The organism is Thermobispora bispora DSM 43833 (assembly GCF_000092645.1).
In the GTDB taxonomy this organism is placed as follows: Bacteria; Actinomycetota; Actinomycetes; order Streptosporangiales; family Streptosporangiaceae; genus Thermobispora; species Thermobispora bispora.
Map to the genome: position 1 here is coordinate 1,599,215 of NC_014165.1, position 14,474 is coordinate 1,613,688.

The following is a 14,474-nucleotide window of genomic DNA, read 5'->3' on the forward strand; positions in this document are numbered from 1 at the left end:
AGGGAACACTGCCGTGCCCTGAGCCGGTGCCCGTGGTGGTTCGATCGTCAGCTGCGGCGTGATCCCGTCGGCGCGGACTCAGTGCCTCTCTCGGCGCCGCCCCGAGGGGCGAAGGCGCGCCGAGCCACGGATCGGCGCCCGGGCCGGCCTCGCGCCGGCCGCCCCGGACGCGTGGCCTGCCGCTCCGCGAGCACGCCGGCCCAGGACGCCGAGCGTGACCAAGAGAAAGCCCCTCCGGGGCGGTGGCCGTCCGGAGGGGCCAGGGTCCTCGTATGGTCAGGCCTTCTTGAGCTGGAAGGTGAGGCCGAGGTCGGCGTCCTCGTGCCGGGGCAGCTCCTCGGCGGGCGCGCCCTCGGTGAAGCTCACCGCGAGCACCTCCTCAGCGATGCCGCTCCCGTTCGCCCGCAGGGTCTCCGCCAGCTCACCGTCGGCCGACCACCACAGCTCGATCCGGTCGGTGATGGACAGGCCGGTCGCCTTGCGCGCCTCCTGGATCAGGCGGATCACCTCGCGGACCAGGCCGGCCCGGCGCAGCTCGTCGGTGATGGTGAGGTCGAGCGCCACCGTCTCACCGGTGCCGGTGTCGACCGCGCCGGTCTCCACCGCCCAGCCCTCGCGCGGTTGCTCGGTCACGATCACGTCGTCCGCGCCGAGCTCGACCGTGCCGACCTCCGCCACCTCGACCGTGGCGGTCTCCCCGGCGCGCAGGGTCTGGGCGAGCACGGTGGGATCGGCGGCGGTGATCGCCGCGGCCACCTGCTTGGTGCGCGGCCCGAAGCGCTTGCCGAGCGAGCGGAAGTTCGGCTTGACGATGAACGTCACCAGGTCGGACGAGAACGAGGAGAGGTCCTCCAGCCGCTGGACGTTCAGCTCCTCGGCGATCAGCTCGCGCAGCTCCCCGGGGAGCCCGGCCCAGCCGGGGGCGCCGATCAGCGCCCGGGCGAGCGGCTGGCGGGTCTTCACGCCCGACGAGGCGCGGGCGGACCGGCCCAGCTCGACCAGCCGGCGGACCAGAGCCATCTGCTCGGACAGCTCGGGGTCGAGCAGCTCGCTCTTCACCTCCGGCCACCGCGCCAGGTGCACCGACGTCGGGTCGTCCGGGGTGCGCAGCACGCCCCAGATGTAGTCGGTGATGAACGGCACCAGCGGGGCCATCAGCCGGGTGACCGTCTCCAGGCACTCGTACAGCGTGGCGAAGGCGGCTTCCTCACCCGACCAGAACCGGCGGCGGGAGCGCCGCACGTACCAGTTGGACAGGTCGTCGAGGAACTCGGTGAGCCGCCGCCCGGCCCGCGCCGTGTCGAAGTCCTCCATCGACGCGGTGACCTCGGAGACGGTCCGGTGCAGCTCGGCGAGGATCCACCGGTCGATGAGCGGCCGCCGGTCGTACGCCGGGGCCTCGGCGAGCTTCGCCGGCGACCAGGACTCGGCGTTGGCGTAGAGGACGAAGAACGAGGCCGTGTTCCAGTAGGTGAGCAGCACCCTCCGGACGATCTCCTCCAGCGCGCCGTGGCCGATCCGGCGGGGCGACCAGGGCGAACCGGAGGTGGCCATGAACCAGCGCAGCGCGTCGGCGCCGTGCTGCTCCATGAGCGGGATCGGCTCCAGCACGTTGCCGAAGTGCTTGCTCATCTTCCGGCCGTCCTCGGCGAGGATCAGGCCGAGGCAGAGCACGTTCTCGTACGACGAGCGGTCGAACACGAGCGTGCTGACCGCCATCATCGAGTAGAACCAGCCCCGCGTCTGGTCGATGGCCTCGCAGATGAACTGGCCCGGGAACGACTTCTCGAAGACGTCCTTGTTGATGTGCGGCGCGCCCCACTGCGCGAACGGCATGGCGCCCGAGTCGTACCAGACGTCGATCACGTCGGGGACCCGCTTGGCCTCGGCGCCGCAGGTGGGGCAGGGGAACACCACCTCGTCCACGTACGGGCGGTGCGGGTCGAGACCGGTCAGGTCGCGCCCGGCGTACTCCCCGAGCTCCTTCAGCGAGCCGACGCAGGTGACGTGCTCCTCGGGGCAGATCCACAGCGGCAGCGGGGTGCCCCAGTAGCGGGACCGCGACAGCGCCCAGTCGACGTTGTTGCGCAGCCACTCCCCGTACCGGCCGTGCTTGATCGTGGCGGGGAACCAGTTGGTCCGCTCGTTCTCCGCGAGCAGCCGGTCCTTGATCGCGGTGGTCCGGATGTACCACGACGGCAGGGCGTAGTACAGCAGCGGGGTGTGGCAGCGCCAGCAGTGCGGGTAGCTGTGCTCGAAGTGCCCGCCCTTGAACAGCAGGCCGCGCTCGCGCAGCAGCTCGGTGAGCGGCCCGTTGGCGTCCTTGAAGAACATGCCGCCGACGACCGGGACGTCGGGCAGGAACCGGCCGTCCGGGCCGACCGGGTTCACCACCGGCAGGCCGTACCGCTTGCAGACGGCCATGTCGTCGGCGCCGAACGCGGGGGCCAGGTGGACCAGGCCGGTGCCGTCCTCGACGGTCACGTAGGTGCCGAGCGTCACGTAGTGGGCGTCCGCGATGTCGACGAAGTCGAACGGCCGCGAGTAGGTCGTGCGCTCCAGGTCGGCCCCGGAGAACCGCTCCACCACCTCGGCGTCCTCGCCCAGCACCTGCCGGAGCAGCGGCTCGGCCACGACGAGCACCTCGTCACCGTGGCGGGCGGCGACGTAGGTGACCTCGGGGTGCACCGCGACCGCCGTGTTGGACACCAGGGTCCACGGGGTGGTGGTCCAGATCAGCAGCGAGGCCCCGAGCTCGGCGAGCCGGCCGGAGGTCGCCGGCATGCGCACGTACACCGAAGGGCTGCTGATCGTCTCGTACCCGCCCGGCTGGCCCAGCTCGTGGTCGGAGAGCGGGGTGCCGCAGCGCGGGCAGTACGGGGTGATCCGGAAGTCGCGGAAGAGCAGGCCCTTCTCCCAGATCACCTTGAGCGACCACCAGACGGCCTCGATATAGGAGGGGTCCATCGTGCGGTAGGCCTGGGACATGTCCACCCAGTAGCCCATCCGCTCGGTCATCTGCTCGAACGCGTCGACGTACCGCAGGACCGACTCGCGGCAGCGCTTGTTGAACTCCGCGATGCCGTACGACTCGATCTCGGGCTTGCCGGAGAGGCCGAGCTCCTTCTCCACCGCGACCTCGACCGGGAGGCCGTGGCAGTCCCAGCCGGCCTTGCGCGGCACGTAGTAGCCCCGCATGGACTTGTAGCGGGGGAAGACGTCCTTGAAGACGCGCGCCTCGACGTGGTGGACCCCGGGCATGCCGTTCGCCGTGGGCGGGCCCTCATAGAAGATCCAAGGGGGGCCGTCCGCGTTCTGCTCCAGCGAGCGCTCGAACACCTTCCCGTCCCGCCACCGCCTGAGCACCTCGCGTTCCATGGCGGGCAGGTCGACCTGCGCGGGGAGAGCGGGGAAGTAGTGGTTGGACATCGTCGGGCGGGAACCTCCACGCGTGGAACGGACATGGCGCGAAGGGACGAAGCCGGGACGGCTCCGCGGTACCACCCTTCTTGACGCCCGGGCGGCCGGGCGCCCACTCATTTCGCTTGCTGCCGGTTCTACTCAGCCGGGGAGGCCTTTCTTCCGGCGGCTCCGGGGTGATCTTCCCACCGCGACCCGCCCCGGGCTCACACCGTCCCCGGGTCGCTGAAGCGAGTGGATGCGGAGGTACTCGTCCCCATCAACGCCTTGCAAACTATGAAGATAACGCAGACTGGCCAGAAGGGCTTCCCGGCATGCGAGTGAGCATCAGGGTACGACCGGGCGCATCCAGGGAATACGTGGGAGGAACATACGGCGATGGCGCCATCGTTGTGAGGGTGTGCGCCCCAGCGGTCGACGGGCGGGCGACCGAGGCGGCCCTGAAGGCCGTCGCGTCGGCCTTCGGCGTCCGCCGGGGCGACGTGCGTCTCGTCTCGGGTGCGACGGCGCGCGACAAGGTCGTCGAGATCGCCGGGGACGAGGAGGAGCTCGCGCGGCGCGCCGCCCGGCTGCGCGAGGGCTGAACCCGCCGCGATGAGGCGCCCGCCCGGGGCGTCCGTGGCGTACGATGCCCGGACACGCTCTGCGCCCATGACCAGCTCCTACGAGGGAGGCCCGCAATGGCCATGCACGCGCCACGGACCGGGACCGCCGCCGGTGACAACACCTGGACGGCGGCCGAATTGGACGAGGTACGCAAGCGGCTGGTGCGTGAGATCGAGGAGCTCAAGGCCGAGGTCGCCCGGATGGAGGAGCAGCTCGCGTCCGGGGAGGTCAGCCAGGGCGCCGGGGACGACACCGCCGACGCCGGGGCCAAGGCGTTTGAGCGTGAGCGAGAGATCGCCCTTACCCTGAATGCGCGGGATCTGATCGCGCAGAACGAGCGGGCGATCGCCCGGGTCGACGCAGGGACTTACGGAGAGTGCGAATCGTGCCACAAGCCGATCGGCAAGGAGCGTCTTCTGGCGTTCCCGAGGGCGACGCTGTGCGTGACATGCAAGCAGCGGGAGGAGCGCCGCTGAATGACCCCGCCCCCGAGCCCGCGCCGCCCCGGCGGAGGAGGGTGGGTCTGCTGGCCGTCCTCGCCGCGGTGGTGTACGCCCTCGATCTGGGGAGCAAGTTCCTCGTCGTCGGCTTACTCGAGCACAAGGAACCCGTCACGGTCATCCCCGGCGTGCTGCTGCTGAACGTGATCCGCAACCCCGGGGCCGCGTTCAGCATCGGGACCGGCATGACGATCGTGTTCACCGTGATCGCGGCGGTCGTGGTGATCGCGATCATCCGCACCGCGCGGCGGCTCCGGAGCGCGCCCTGGGCGGTCACGCTCGGCCTGCTGCTCGGTGGCGCCCTCGGCAACCTGACCGACCGGATCTTCCGGGCGCCCGCGCCGCTGCAGGGGCACGTGGTCGACTTCATCCAGGTGTTCCCGGTCACCAGGTTCCCGGTGTTCAACCTCGCCGACTCGGCGATCGTCTGCGGCGGGATTCTCGCGGTCATCCTTTCCTGGCGCGGTTATCAGATCGACGGCACTCGGGATACGGGGGAGGATGTGCATGGGTGAGCAGCGGAGCCTTCCGGTACCTGAGGGTCTGGAGGGGGAGCGGCTCGACGCCGCGTTGTCCCGGTTGTTCGGGTTCTCCCGTACCCGCGCCGCCGACCTGATCGCCGCCGGGGACGTCCTCGTGGACGGCGCGGTGCCGTCCAAGTCCGATCGGCTGCGCGCGGGGCAGTGGCTCGACGTGACGATCCCCCCGCCCCCGGCCCCGCCCGCGCCCCGGCTGGAGCCGATCCCCGGCATGTCGATCCTCTACGAGGACGAGGACATCATCGTGATCAACAAGCCGGCGGGCGTGGCCGCGCACCCCACCGTGGGCTGGACCGGCCCGACCGTGCTCGGCGGGCTCCTGGGCGCCGGCCACCGGGTGTCCACCAGCGGCGCGGCCGAGCGGCAGGGGATCGTCCACCGGCTCGACGCGAACACCACGGGCGCGATGGTCGTCGCCAAGAGCGAGCTGGCGTACGCCCGGCTCAAGCGCGCGTTCAAGGAGCGCAAGGTCGAGAAGCGCTACCACGCGATGGTGCAGGGGCACATGGACCCGCTGCGCGGCACCATCGACGCCCCGATCGACCGCCACCCCTCCGGGGACGGCCGGTTCGCGGTGGTCGCCGGCGGCAAGGAGGCCATCACCCACTACGACACGATCGAGGCGTTCCGGGCGGCCTCCCTGCTCGACGTCAAGATCGAGACGGGCCGCACGCACCAGATCCGGGTGCACCTGTCCGCGCTCGGGCACCCGTGCGTCGGCGACTTCATGTACGGCGCCGACCCCACGCTCGCGGCGAAGCTGGGTGTGAACCGGCAGTGGCTGCACGCCATCACGCTCGCCTTCGAGCACCCGGTGACGGGGGAGTGGATGTCGTTCACCGCCGAGTACCCCGACGACCTGGCCCGCTCGTTAAAGATCATTTCGGACGAGAACGCCTGAGCGCGGCCGGGCCCGGCGTGCGTCCCGGTGTGCGCGCCGGGCTCGGGTGCGCGCGAACCGGGGTACGCGGGCCCGGCCTGGCCGGGGCCGCCGTCAGCCGAGCACCAGGGCGAGCTGCCGGGACTGGGCGACCAGCGTCCCGGTGGAGTCCCAGATCTCCATGTCCTCCTCGTGGAAGCCGCCGGTCAGGTACCTGGTGCCGACCCGGCACGCGAGCCATCCGGGGGCCGGGCGCCCGCGCAGGTACACGGTGAGCTGGACGGTGGTGGAGCCGAGCTCGCCCAGGTCGAGCACGGTGGGGGCCATGGCGTCCACGAAGAAGGAGAGCGACAGCGGGTCGGCGGGCCGGCCGTCCTTGAACCGCATCCAGAACTCCCAGGACGGCTCGCCGCTCGGCCGCCCGAGCATCCAGCCGAGCGGCTCGGTGAACCGGTAGTCCACCCGGTCGACCACGGTCAGCCCGGGCAGCGTCCTGCCGTCCATGAGCTCGGGGAGCTTCTCCGGGGCCGGCAGCTTCGGCGGTTCCCCGAGCAGCGTGGTGCGTCCGGTGGCCTGGTCGAGGTCGGCGAAGGACGCCACCACCCGGACGGTCTCCTTGCCCTGGCAGACCAGGGTCGCCTCGCCCGTGGCGATCCGCCGGCCCACCCGGGCGATCCGCGTGTGCACCTCGGCCGGGCCCACGACGCCCGGGCGCAGGTAGTTCGCGGAGACGGTGAGGGGATCGGGGTACGGCATCTCCTCCGCGAGCGCCCGGAGGCAGATCGCCAGGAGGTATCCGCCGTTCGGCACGTTGCCCAGCGCGTTCCAGCGATCCGTGATCTCCACGGCGTATCTGCCGTCGGCCAGGCCGGTCACGCGTGTGTCGGTGTCGAAGACGTATGCCACGCACGCAGCGTACGGCAAACAGAGCGAAATTCCAGTCCGCGTCGCGTGACCGGTGCGCGGCGGCGGTAGGTGCGCCGCGCGTGCGCCGGCGGCCGCTGCGGGGGAGCGGTACGGCCGGGCGCGGTGGCCCGTGGTGGTCGCGCCGGAGAGCCCGCGCGTGGCGGCCCGGGCAACCGGTACGGGCCGTCCACCACGGGAGGGCCATGCCGGCCCCGGGTGCCCGGGCCTCCGGGCGCCGGCCCCTGGAGGAGCCCGATCCAGGGCCTGCGCGCTCCGCGCACCGGTCCGGCGGTCACGCCCGGTGCGCCCGCGTGGCCCCGGTATCGCCGCCCGTGTCCGCGGGCGGGCCGCCCGGCCGGGCTCACAGGAGGGTGACGCCCCGGCCGCGCCTACAGGAGGCGGAGCTGCACGTCGCGGGGCTTGCGCCGGCGCCGGACCGGTTCGCCGATCCGCTCGTACACCGCCCGGCCGAGGTCGGCGAGGAACGGGGAGCGGCCGGTCTTCCGCACGGCCCCGTGCCGGGTCCGCTGCATGGCGTAGCTGAGGTAGAGGTGGCGCTGCGCGCGGGTCATGCCGACGAACAGCAGGCGCCGCTCCTCGCGCACCTGCTCCTCGTCGAGGTCCTCCGGTGCGGTCCCCGGCTGGCGCAGCGGCAGCAGCCCGTCCTCACAGCCGACCACGAACACCACGGGGAATTCCAGGCCCTTGGCGGCGTGCAGGGTGAGCAGGGAGATCCGGTCCGCGCGCGGGTCCCAGGTGTCCACCTCCACGCCGAGCGCGAGCTCGGTGCGGAACCGGTCCAGGTCCTCCCCGCACCGCTCGGCGAGCGGCCGGAGCAGCTCGACCGCCGAGTGGATCTCCGCGGCGGCCTGGTCGCGCTCCTGTTCCGGGGTCCGGTCGAGGACGGCCTGCGCCGCCCGCCGGAGCCGGTCCAGCACCGGGCGCGCCGCACCGTCCGGGGAGGCGCCGTCCGGGGACGCGCCGCCCGCCGCGGGATCGGCGTACGCCAGCTCGGCGAGGAGCGGCTCCACCCCCGGCCGGTCGGCGAGCCGGTCGTGCGAGCGCTTCTGGAACGGCAGCCCGGCCCGGGTCAGCGCGTCCATCACCGCGCGGGCCTGCCGGTCGGTCCGGTACAGCACGGCGAAGTCGGAGAACCCGAGCCCTTGGGCGCCGTCGGAGTCGACGCGGCCGCTGTCGAGCGCGTGGAAGGACGCGCCCCCGATCATCTGCTCGATCGTCCGGGCGACGAACTCCGCCTCCGCCTGCTCGTCGGCCGCCTCGTGCAGCCCGATGCGGGCGTCGCCGTGCGCGCCCACCGGCCGCAGCACCCGCCCGGGCACGAGGCTCGCCGGTGCGATCACCTGCAGCGCACCGGTGACGATGGTGGCGGCGGACCGGTAGTTCCGGGTGAGCTGCACGGTGCGGGCGCCGGGGAAGTCCTCCTGGAAGCGCAGGAAGAACCCCACGTCCGCGCCGCGGAACCGGTAGATCGCCTGGTCGGGGTCGCCGATCGCGGCGATGTTGCCATCGGGCGGGGCGAGGAGCCGCAGCAGCCGGTACTGCCGCTCGTCGACGTCCTGGTACTCGTCGACCGAGATCCAGCGGAACCGGTCACGGTACGCGGCGGCGAGCTCCGGATCGGCCTCCAGCATCGCCACCGGGAGCTCGATGAGGTCGTCGAAGTCCACCAGGTCCTGGCCGCGCAGCGCCTTGCCGTACCGCTCGGCGAACTCGGCCTGCTCCGGCCCGCCCTCCCCGGTGCGGCGGTGGCGGGAGAGCGCGGCGAGCAGGCGGCGCGCCTCCTTCTCGTCGCCGGTGACCTCGGTGGCGACCGCGAGCTGGCGGGCGTGGTCGGCGATGCCGAACGATGGGCTCAGCCCGGCCCGCTCGTGCTGCTCGCGGAGGATCTGCAGCCCGAGCGAGTGGAAGGTGGCGACGGTGACCCGGGGCGCCTGATCGGGCACGAGCGCGGTGAGCCGCTCCCTCATCTCCTCGGCGGCCCGCCGGGTGAAGGTGATCGCGAGGCACTGCTCGGGCGGCACGCCCCGCCCGGTGACCAGGTGGGCGATCCGGTGGGTGAGCGTGCGGGTCTTCCCGGTGCCCGGCCCGGCGATGATGAGCAGCGGCCCGTCCGTGATCTCCGCGGCGGCGCGCTGGTCGGGGTCGAGCCCGTCGAGCAAGGTCCCGGTCCCCGCCTCCGCGCCCGCGCCGGGGGCCGGCGGGGGAGCCTCGGCCGTCACCGCCGCCGCGTCCGCCGGCTCCGGGGCGCGCCGCGGCCCCGCGGTCTCCGCCCGCCCGGCCGCGGCGGGCTTGCGCCGCCGCGTGCGCTGCGGCGCCGCGGGCTCGGCCGTACCGGTGCCGAACAGGGAGTCGGCGAACAAGGCCGGGGCGGCCGGCGCGGCCACCCGCTTCAGCTCGCCCGGCTGGAAGAGCCGGATCACGCCGTACTCGCCGTCGTAGCCGGCCTCCCGGATCACCTCGCCGCGGCGCAGGCGCGCGATCGCCTCGGCGAGCAGCGGGGAGTGGGCCGCGATCTCCTCGACCGGCACCTCCTGGAGGATCGCCAGCTCCGGGCCGAGGGCGGCGGTGAGCTTGTCGATCTCGGTGAGGACCCGCTTGCTCTTCGGGCCCACCTCGAGGATCTCGCCCATGATCTCCGGCAGCGGGACGAGGCTCTGGTAGCCGGCCGCCCCCTCCGGCCGGGCGCCCTCGGGCCGGTCGGCGAGCTCCTCGACCCGGCTGAGCACGCCGACCGTGAGCGGCTTGCCGCACTCCGGGCAGATCCCGCCGTGCTCCCGGGTCTCCCGCGGCTCCATCCGGACGCCGCACTTGCGGTGCCCGTCGACGTGGTACTTGCCCTCCTCGGGGAAGAACTCGATCGTCCCGGCGTGCCCCTCCCCGGTGCGGAGCGCGCGCAGCACGGCGAAGTAGTCCAGGTCGGTGTCGAACACCGTGGCCTCGCGGCCGAGCATCGGCGGGGAGTGCGCGTCGGAGTTGCTCACCAGCCGGTAGCCGTCCAGCCGGGAGACCCGCCAATTCATCGCCGGGTCACTGGACAGGCCGGTCTCCAGCGCGAAGATGTGCCCGGCAAGGTCGTCGTAGCACTCCTCGATCGCGTCGAACCCCGACTTCGACCCGAACACCGCGAACCACGGCGTCCACACGTGGGCCGGCACCAGGTAGGAGCCCTCGCCGCTCTCCAGCGTGATCTCCAGCAGGTCCCGGGAGTCCAGCCCGAGGATCGGGCGGCCGTCGGACCCCAGGTTGCCGATCCGCCCGAGCCTCCGGTTGAACTCCTCCGCGGCGGCGAAGTCCGGCACGTACACCAGGTGGTGGACCTTGCGGGTGCGCTCGCCCCGCCGGTAGATCGTGGAGATCTCCACGGAGAGCATGAACCGCACCTCGGCGGCGGCGAGGCGGGGCGGCAGCCGCCGGGCGATGTCCCGGTCCAGGTCGTCCCGGAGCCGGAACAGCCCGGGCTCGGCGGGGACCAGGTTCTCCTTCAGGTGCGCGAACCAGGCGGGGTGCGTGAAGTCACCGGTGCCCACCAGGGTGACGCCCTTGCGCCGCGCCCACCAGGTCAGGTGCTCCAGATCGCAGTCCCGGCTGCAGGCCCGGGAGTACTTGGAGTGGATGTGCAGATCGGCAATGAAGCGCACCTGCGCGATTTTGCCACAGCCTGGTGATCCCCGTCCGAGCCTTGACCCGGCCCTTAGCGGGGCCGGGCGCGGCGCGGGATGGAGTGCGGCACCCGGTACCCGGCGGCGTGCCCCGGCCGCTGGGCCGGGCCGGACCGGCCGCGGGCCGGGCGGCTCGGTGCTCCGCCCCGCGCCGCGCCCCATGGCGGGCCGTACGGCCGGCGCGGAGGATGCGGCGCGGGAACGCCGCCGGGCGCGGCTCTCCGGGCCCGCCCTGGCCGTACGAACGCATCGACGGGCTCCTGGCCTGTCCGGAGCAGGCCCGGCAGGCCGGCCGCGCCCGGGCCCCGACGCCCGGGCCCTCCGGAGGCGATGGGCCGGCGGTACCGGCTACTTCGCCGGCCGGAACGTGGCGGTGAAGGTCTTGAAGTAGTGGTAGTCCTTCTTCCAGCGCCGGTCCGGCGTGCTCCAGTAGATGGCGTAGCCGTGGCGCTTGTCGGTGACGAAGCCCCGGTTGACCACGTGCATCCGCCCGCCGCGGGCGGAGTAGGTGAACTCCCAGTCGGCCGCGGTCTTCCAGTAGTCCACTTTCTTGATCTTGATGCGCTTGTACCCGGGGAACCGGTACCGCACGTACCGCTCCTGGTTCTTCCAGTCCTTCTCCGCGTCGGCCTTCGGGGAGCTGGTCTGATCGATCAGCAGGGTGCCGGGGGTGCCGGGGCCGCCGAACCACACCTGGGTGCCGCTGCGGCGGATCACCCGCCAGCCCGCGGGGAGCGCCAGCGAGAACCCGGTCCGGTCTATGTACCGGTACCAGCCCTCGGGCACGGCGGCGGGCTCGCCGCCCGTGCCGCTCGGCGTGGGCGACCCCTCCGGGGTGCCGCTCGCGGACGGCGACGACGGCGTCTGCCCGCTGGCCGACGCCGAGGGGGTGACCGCCACCGTGGTGTCCGTGGGCCGCCCCGGGTCCTGCCCGCCCGCCCGCATGCCGAGGTAGCCGGCGATCCCGGCGACGCCGAGCATCCCGAGGATCAGGAGCACCACCGGCTTGAGCAGGGTCCGCCGGAGCCCGGGCCGCGGCCGGGGCGGCGCCGCGACGCGGATGGTCTCCATGGACCCGACGCCGCGGTCGACCGGGGCGGCGAGCCGGGCGATGGGCCGCTGCGCCGGCCGCACCCCGGTTCCGGAGGACCCGGGGCGGGGCTTCGTCGCGGTGGCCGCCACGGCCGGCTTCCGTGCCGCGGCCGCTTCGGCGTCGCCCCGGCCGGCCGGCTCGCCCGGGGCCGGTCTAGCGGCGGCGCCGCCGTCCCCGCCGCCGGTGGCGCGGCCGGGGGAGGCGCCGGGCTCGGGCCGCTCCCGCCCGCCGTCCGGGTCCTCCCCGGCGCGATCGGCGGAGCCGTCGGGTGCGGGGCCGGCCGGTTCGGAACGGTCCGGGCGATCCGCCTTCGCGGCGGCCGGCCGCTCTTCCCCGGCGCCGCCTCGATCGGGCGCTCCTCCGGGCTCGCCCGCCGTGCCCGCCTTCGCGGCCGCAGCGCCCGACTCCGCGCCCGCCGTGCCCGCCTCCGCGTCAGCCGTACGGCGGGGGCGGACCAGGCGGGTGGACGGCGCGGCGTCCGCCTCGGCCGGCGGCGCCGGCAGGTCCTGGGTGTCCTCCTCGGGCCCCGCGCTCTTGCCCCCCGGCCGCGCGGCGGAGGATCCGCCGGCGGGCTCCGTGCGGGCGGCCTTCACGGTCTCCGGGGCGGGCGGCTCCGACCGGTCGCCGGCGGCAGCGGATCCGTCCGCGGCGGCCGGTTCCGCGGTGGGGCCGGGCGCGGGCACCGGAGTCGGGGCGGGGCCCGCGCCCGGTGCCCCGGTGGAGGCCGCGCTCCGGGCCGCGCCGTCCGCGGCGGTCCCGGACCTGGACGCCGGGGAGGGGGAGACCTGGCGGAGCATCCGCGCGATCTCGTCGTACCCGGGCCGGTCGGCGGGCTCCTTGGCGAGCAGCCGCATCAGCAGCGGGGCGAGCCGCCCGGCACGCTTGGGCGGTGCCGGGTCCTCGTTGAGCACCGCGTGCATGGTGGCCATGGGCATGCCGCGGTCGTGGGGCGGCCGCCCCTCCACGGCCGCGTACAGGGTGGCGCCGAGCGACCACAGGTCGGACTCGCGCAGCGCGGGCGTGCCGCGGAGCCGCTCGGGCGCGATGAAGGCCGGGGTGCCGACCAGCCCGGTGCGGGTCATGGTCGAGTCCGCCTCCAGCCGGGCGATGCCGAAGTCGGTGAGCACCACCCGGCCGTCCTCGGTGAGCAGCACGTTCTCCGGCTTCACGTCACGGTGCAGCACGCCTTCGCGGTGGGCGGCGCGGAGCGCCTCGAGGATCTGCAGGCCGATCTCGCTCACCCGCTCCGGCGGCAGCGGCCCGCTCTCCCGGAGCACCTGGCCGAGCGACTTCGAGGGGACGAGCTGCATGATGATCCACGGGCGCCCGTCCTCCTCGATCACATCGTGGATCACGACCACGTTCGGGTGGGTGAGCCGCCCGGCCGCCCGCGCCTCGCGCAGCGTGCGGCGGTTGAGATCGCTGAGCTCGTCGTCCATCGCGGTGTCGTAGCGGATCTCCTTCACCGCGACCTCGCGATCGAGCAGCTCGTCGTGGGCACGCCACACGATGCCCATGCCACCGCGGCCGATCGGCTCCACCAGGTGGTACCGGCCTCCAACGCGCCGGCTTTCCACTCGCGACATCAACTTCCCTCCGACCCATGAATCGTCCCACGGATGGCAAAGGGATCAACTCGGTCACACAGGGCCGGAGCAGGACGCTCTACGTGGTGAACGGCGTTGCGCAGGACACCACCGGCGGCTTGCTAGGTTCAAGAGCACGGCACCGGTGCCCGGTACGGCGGCGCGGCCACCAGGCAGGGAACGGTCCCGAGGCGCCGCCCGCGCCGGTCCGGTGACGGGCACGGCGCGGTCCCCGTTCCCCGGAGTGCGGATGTCGAGAACAACCCGATCGGATCGCCGTCTCGTGCGGATCGCCGGCCTCCTCCTCGGCGACGGCCACCCCGTCGCGGTCCTCGGCGGGCACGACGCGAGGTGGGTGAGCCTGCCCGCCGCCGGCGGACGCCCGGCCGGCGAGGTGCTCGCCCGGGAGCGGTCCGCATGGCCGGGCCCGCTCCTCGCCGAGCCACGCTCGGCCGCGGACCTGCCCGCGATCGCCCGGCACGCCGACGGGGTGGTGATCGGCCCCGCGGAGCTGCGGCACCCCGCCCTCCGCCAGGAGATCGCCCGGCTCGGCCGGCCGGTGGTGCTCCGGCGCGGCCCGGGCATGCCGCTGGCGGAGCTGCTCACCCTCGCGGACCGGTGCGCCGCCGAAGGGTGCGGCGGGGTGGTGCTCTGCGAGAGCCGTACCGGCGGGCCCGACCTCGCGCTGCTGCGCGAGGCGAAGGAGCGGTCCGGCCGGCCGGTGCTCGCCGCGCTCGGCGGGGACGCCGCGCTCGCCGGCGCGGCCGTGGCCGCGGGAGCGGACGGGCTCCTGCTCGATCCCGGCGCGGACCCCCAGACGATCGCCGAGGCGCACGAGGCGGCGACCCTCCTCGGCGCGCTCACCCGCCGGGAGGACCCCGGAGACCTGGCCGCGGCGAGGCGCGCGATCGACCGGGTCGACGCCGCGCTCGCGACCCTGCTGGAGCGCCGCGCCGCGCTCGCCGGGACCATCCAGCGGCTCAAGCCCGTCGGAGGGTTCCGCGGCCGGGACCCGGAGCGGGAACGCCAGGTGGTCGCCGCGATGGCCATCCGGGCGCCCCGCCTCGGCGCGGCCCGGCTCGCCCCGATCATGAACGCGGTCATCGAGGCGGGCCTCCGGCTCGCCGAGGAGGAAGCCGGGGCGGAGCCCGATGGCGGGCGCTCAGCCCGGCCGCCCCGGGACGGGGAGGACGGCCCAGGGCGCGGCGGCGTCGCCTCCCCTCCGCACCCCGGGTGAGCGTAGGCTCGGATCCGCAGAGCGGGC

At 74.1% G+C, this 14,474-nt stretch carries 9 protein-coding genes; 5 read left to right on the forward strand and 4 right to left on the reverse strand.

The annotated features are described in order from the left end of the window. Nucleotides 1-276: 276 nt before the first annotated feature. Entirely contained in the window at nt 277-3,429 is a 3,153-nt protein-coding gene (gene ileS, locus TBIS_RS07090) for an isoleucine--tRNA ligase (RefSeq protein ID WP_013131667.1), read from the reverse strand. A gap of 305 nt (nt 3,430-3,734) precedes the next feature. On the opposite strand from ileS, the gene TBIS_RS07095 reads away from it, so the two are divergent. The 4 genes from TBIS_RS07095 (at nt 3,735) to TBIS_RS07110 (ending at nt 5,966) form a co-directional block, all read left to right on the forward strand. Next, nucleotides 3,735-4,004 carry a DUF167 domain-containing protein gene (locus TBIS_RS07095; protein ID WP_013131668.1) on the forward strand — a complete coding sequence of 90 codons (270 nt, stop codon included), beginning with the start codon at nt 3,735-3,737 and terminating at the stop codon, nt 4,002-4,004. A gap of 96 nt (nt 4,005-4,100) precedes the next feature. Then, a complete protein-coding gene (locus TBIS_RS07100; RefSeq protein WP_013131669.1) occupies nt 4,101-4,502 on the forward strand; it encodes a TraR/DksA family transcriptional regulator in 402 nt (133 codons plus the stop codon). A gap of 41 nt (nt 4,503-4,543) precedes the next feature. Further along, complete coding sequence (lspA, locus tag TBIS_RS07105) at nt 4,544-5,041, forward strand: signal peptidase II (protein WP_013131670.1); 498 nt, start codon at nt 4,544-4,546, stop codon at nt 5,039-5,041. Next, nucleotides 5,034-5,966, forward strand: coding sequence for an RluA family pseudouridine synthase (locus TBIS_RS07110; RefSeq protein ID WP_013131671.1), 933 nt, complete (start codon nt 5,034-5,036; stop codon nt 5,964-5,966). Before lspA ends, TBIS_RS07110 begins: the two co-directional genes overlap by 8 nt. A gap of 93 nt (nt 5,967-6,059) precedes the next feature. Here the strand turns inward: TBIS_RS07110 and TBIS_RS07115 are convergent, their stop codons facing one another. From TBIS_RS07115 to TBIS_RS07125, 3 genes are all read right to left on the reverse strand, one after another. Next, the gene (locus tag TBIS_RS07115; RefSeq protein WP_013131672.1) at nt 6,060-6,851 is read right to left on the reverse strand and encodes a thioesterase family protein; all 792 of its coding nucleotides are present in this window, start codon (nt 6,849-6,851) and stop codon (nt 6,060-6,062) included. Between the two features lie 389 nt (nt 6,852-7,240). After that, the gene (locus TBIS_RS07120; RefSeq protein ID WP_013131673.1) at nt 7,241-10,510 is read right to left on the reverse strand and encodes a UvrD-helicase domain-containing protein; all 3,270 of its coding nucleotides are present in this window, start codon (nt 10,508-10,510) and stop codon (nt 7,241-7,243) included. Between the two features lie 369 nt (nt 10,511-10,879). Then, nucleotides 10,880-13,210: a serine/threonine-protein kinase gene (locus tag TBIS_RS07125; protein ID WP_013131674.1), complete on the reverse strand. Its 2,331-nt coding sequence runs from the start codon at nt 13,208-13,210 to the stop codon at nt 10,880-10,882. A 283-nt stretch (nt 13,211-13,493) separates the two neighbouring features. Between TBIS_RS07125 and TBIS_RS20215 the strand changes: the two genes are divergently transcribed. Then, nucleotides 13,494-14,447, forward strand: coding sequence for a chorismate mutase (locus tag TBIS_RS20215; RefSeq protein ID WP_013131675.1), 954 nt, complete (start codon nt 13,494-13,496; stop codon nt 14,445-14,447). The last annotated feature ends 27 nt before the right edge of the window (nt 14,448-14,474 follow it).

Bases quoted from the DNA above. Each gene is read 5' to 3' on its own strand.
- ileS (WP_013131667.1), bottom strand. From the start codon at position 3,429: ATGTCCAACCACTACTTCCCCGCTCTCCCCGCGCAGGTCGACCTGCCC.
- TBIS_RS07095 (WP_013131668.1), top strand. From the start codon at position 3,735: ATGCGAGTGAGCATCAGGGTACGACCGGGCGCATCCAGGGAATACGTG.
- TBIS_RS07100 (WP_013131669.1), top strand. From the start codon at position 4,101: ATGGCCATGCACGCGCCACGGACCGGGACCGCCGCCGGTGACAACACC.
- TBIS_RS07110 (WP_013131671.1), top strand. From the start codon at position 5,034: ATGGGTGAGCAGCGGAGCCTTCCGGTACCTGAGGGTCTGGAGGGGGAG.
- TBIS_RS07125 (WP_013131674.1), bottom strand. From the start codon at position 13,210: ATGTCGCGAGTGGAAAGCCGGCGCGTTGGAGGCCGGTACCACCTGGTG.